4 protein-coding genes and 1 pseudogene are annotated in these 2,218 nt (G+C 39.5%); 4 read left to right on the top strand and 1 reads right to left on the bottom strand.

What is annotated here, in order from left to right; genetic code table 11:
- Positions 1 to 220: 220 nt before the first annotated feature.
- The 4 genes from H5072_RS17410 to H5072_RS17395 all read left to right on the top strand — a co-directional run bounded on the left by H5072_RS17410 (position 221) and on the right by H5072_RS17395 (position 1,880).
- A complete protein-coding gene (locus tag H5072_RS17410; RefSeq protein WP_182694267.1) occupies positions 221 to 640 on the top strand; it encodes an SMI1/KNR4 family protein in 420 nt (139 codons plus the stop codon).
- Between the two features lie 96 nt (positions 641 to 736).
- Entirely contained in the window at positions 737 to 1,192 is a 456-nt protein-coding gene (locus H5072_RS17405; RefSeq protein WP_182694266.1) for a GNAT family N-acetyltransferase, read from the top strand.
- Between the two features lie 39 nt (positions 1,193 to 1,231).
- The gene (locus H5072_RS17400; RefSeq protein ID WP_182694265.1) at positions 1,232 to 1,534 is read left to right on the top strand and encodes a hypothetical protein; all 303 of its coding nucleotides are present in this window, start codon (positions 1,232 to 1,234) and stop codon (positions 1,532 to 1,534) included.
- A gap of 88 nt (positions 1,535 to 1,622) precedes the next feature.
- Positions 1,623 to 1,880 (top strand): hypothetical protein, encoded by a 258-nt coding sequence (locus H5072_RS17395; protein WP_182694264.1) that lies wholly within the window; start codon positions 1,623 to 1,625, stop codon positions 1,878 to 1,880.
- Between the two features lie 212 nt (positions 1,881 to 2,092).
- On the opposite strand, the pseudogene H5072_RS21320 reads toward H5072_RS17395, so the two are convergent.
- Positions 2,093 to 2,218, bottom strand: a pseudogene (locus H5072_RS21320) (endonuclease/exonuclease/phosphatase family protein); the annotation flags it as partial.

The following is a 2,218-nucleotide window of genomic DNA, read 5'->3' as shown; positions in this document are numbered from 1 at the left end:
AGTTAATTGATTGGTCAAAGTGCTCTTTGCGCACATATTCATGAAAATGAGCTGCGCGCATATTCTTCTATTTAACTTTACTTTAAAGTTTTAGAAAACTTAGTGATAGTAATACCTTAGGTTATTTGCTAAAACTATATCATGCAGAGAAATGAGCGTAGCGTCGGCAGAAATATGCGCGATGAGAGCACTGTTAAACTGTTAGTCTCAAGGGGAAAATATGACACTATCCAAAAATCTGGATGAGAAGATTAAGAACTTTGACTTTGATTATATTGAGTCATATCTGGGGAAACCCGTTCCTTCATGCCTAAAAGAATTGTATGAATCAGGCGAAGTATTTGAGCTAGAAAATATCATCGTCGACGAAGAAGAAGATGATGATGAAGGCAATGACTTGCTTTACATATGCATTGCTAATTGGGAGCCGCTAAATGAAGAACGGTATCAAAGGCCTTGGCCTGGAACTGAAAAATACCTTAACTTCGCACAAGATGGTTCTGGAAATCTATTCATAGCTAAGCCAGAGGAAAACTTTGAAGTTGTGCACTTCTTCGATCATGAAACTGGTGAATTAGAGTCATTAAATATAAATATTCCAACTTTCATAGATAAAGTAAGGGAGTGGAATGAAGACTAACAAGTCAAGGCACGCGTACTTGGAAAGCCGCCAACTTCACCAAGCTGGTGTTTGAGGCCTTAAGTTTTTTGGGAGGTTTCGGTGATTGTCAGAACAATGGAAGAGAAAGATATTGAAGATGTAAGCGCGACTTGTATGGCTTCTTTTTTGCGATCTGTTGCAGACACATTGTCGGAGGAAGGGATTTCAACCTTTTCGAAAATTGCGGTGAGTAATGCTTTTCTTGACAGGATGAAGGGAGACAACTTGATGCTGGTTTCTGAAAACAATGGAAAAATTGATGGCGTGATCGAACTAAAGGAAGGTCGTCATGTTGCAATGCTTTTTATTAGACCTGAACATCAAAAAAAAGGAATTGGGAGGAAGTTGCTTTCATCAGCTCTGAATGACGCGAAGGTTGAGATTGTCACCGTCAGTGCATCATTATCTTCAGTTTCCGCCTATGAGAAGTACGGGTTTGAGTGCAAAGGCGAAGCAGGAGAGTCGGCAGGTTTGGCCTATCAGCCAATGGAAATCAAACTTAACAAAGCAATACACGCGACAAGCGCGTGATTGCGGCGTTAGGTTTACTAATCAACTAAGGATAGAAAATTGAATTATTCAAACTGGTTAAAAAAGACATTTCCTAAATTGGGAGATACTTCAGAGGAAACAGTCCACTCATATATCAGTGAAGCAAAATCTAGTAGTCAACTGTTGAGGGAATTTTTAAAAGTATTAGGCTTTTTACTTTTCGTTATACCATTTAATTTGTTTCTTTTGGCTTCAGGAATTCAGTCGCCATTATACTGGGTGTTACTGCTAGCATCTTTCCTGGTTGGTAGCTTTATTTCTCTTTATTGTGAGCAGCTATTAATTAAAAAGCGTTTACGCAAAATAGTTGCGTCAACATAAACCTAACAAAAACATCATGGTGGGAACTTTACTCGCTGAAAAAGCGCTCCTAAAATCCCCATATGTTAAGCGTAAATAGGCAATAGCTATGAATGATTCACAATGGAAGCATTTTGTAGGCCTCTGCGATAAGAACTTTGAGGAGTGTGAGTTTGCTTCAGAGCTAATTGCTGTCTGCTTCGGTAAAGAAGATATTGCAAAGGTTGTATATTTTCATAATAAGGGCGCATCTCTGAAATGGCTTAGAAGTAAAATACCAGCTATGGGAAACCTTATCCCGTATAAAGAAATCGAAAAAGGGAACGTCGATGCAGTACGTAATGTCTTGCTCTCATTTCCCTGCTAAATTGGCTACTAACAAAACAATCAACCGGACTCCGCTGCGTAGTTCGCTTTGCTAACAATACCACGCTAAGCTACGCTCGGTTTTTGTGACGTTACCACTGTTTGCAATTGGCACTCTCCTGCCACTCGACAACATAAATAATGATTATAACTGGCAAGGTATTTTACTGTGTCGGATGGCGCTTCGCTTATCCGACCTACACTGCCTAATAGCTATAACTTTTCCTCAAACCTCGGCACTTTTCGCTTATCTGCCTTATTCATAGCAAGCTCTTGAATTTCTTCTTGCTTAAGCTCATCGGGTTTATCTTCTAGTGACTCCTGATTAGCGTTTTCGTA

The sequence above is a fragment of the Pseudoalteromonas sp. SR45-5 genome, assembly GCF_014163565.1.
Taxonomy (GTDB): domain Bacteria; phylum Pseudomonadota; class Gammaproteobacteria; order Enterobacterales; family Alteromonadaceae; genus Pseudoalteromonas; species Pseudoalteromonas distincta.
The sequence above is the reverse complement of the archived record's forward strand: the minus strand, read 5'-3'. Positions and strand labels throughout refer to the sequence as shown.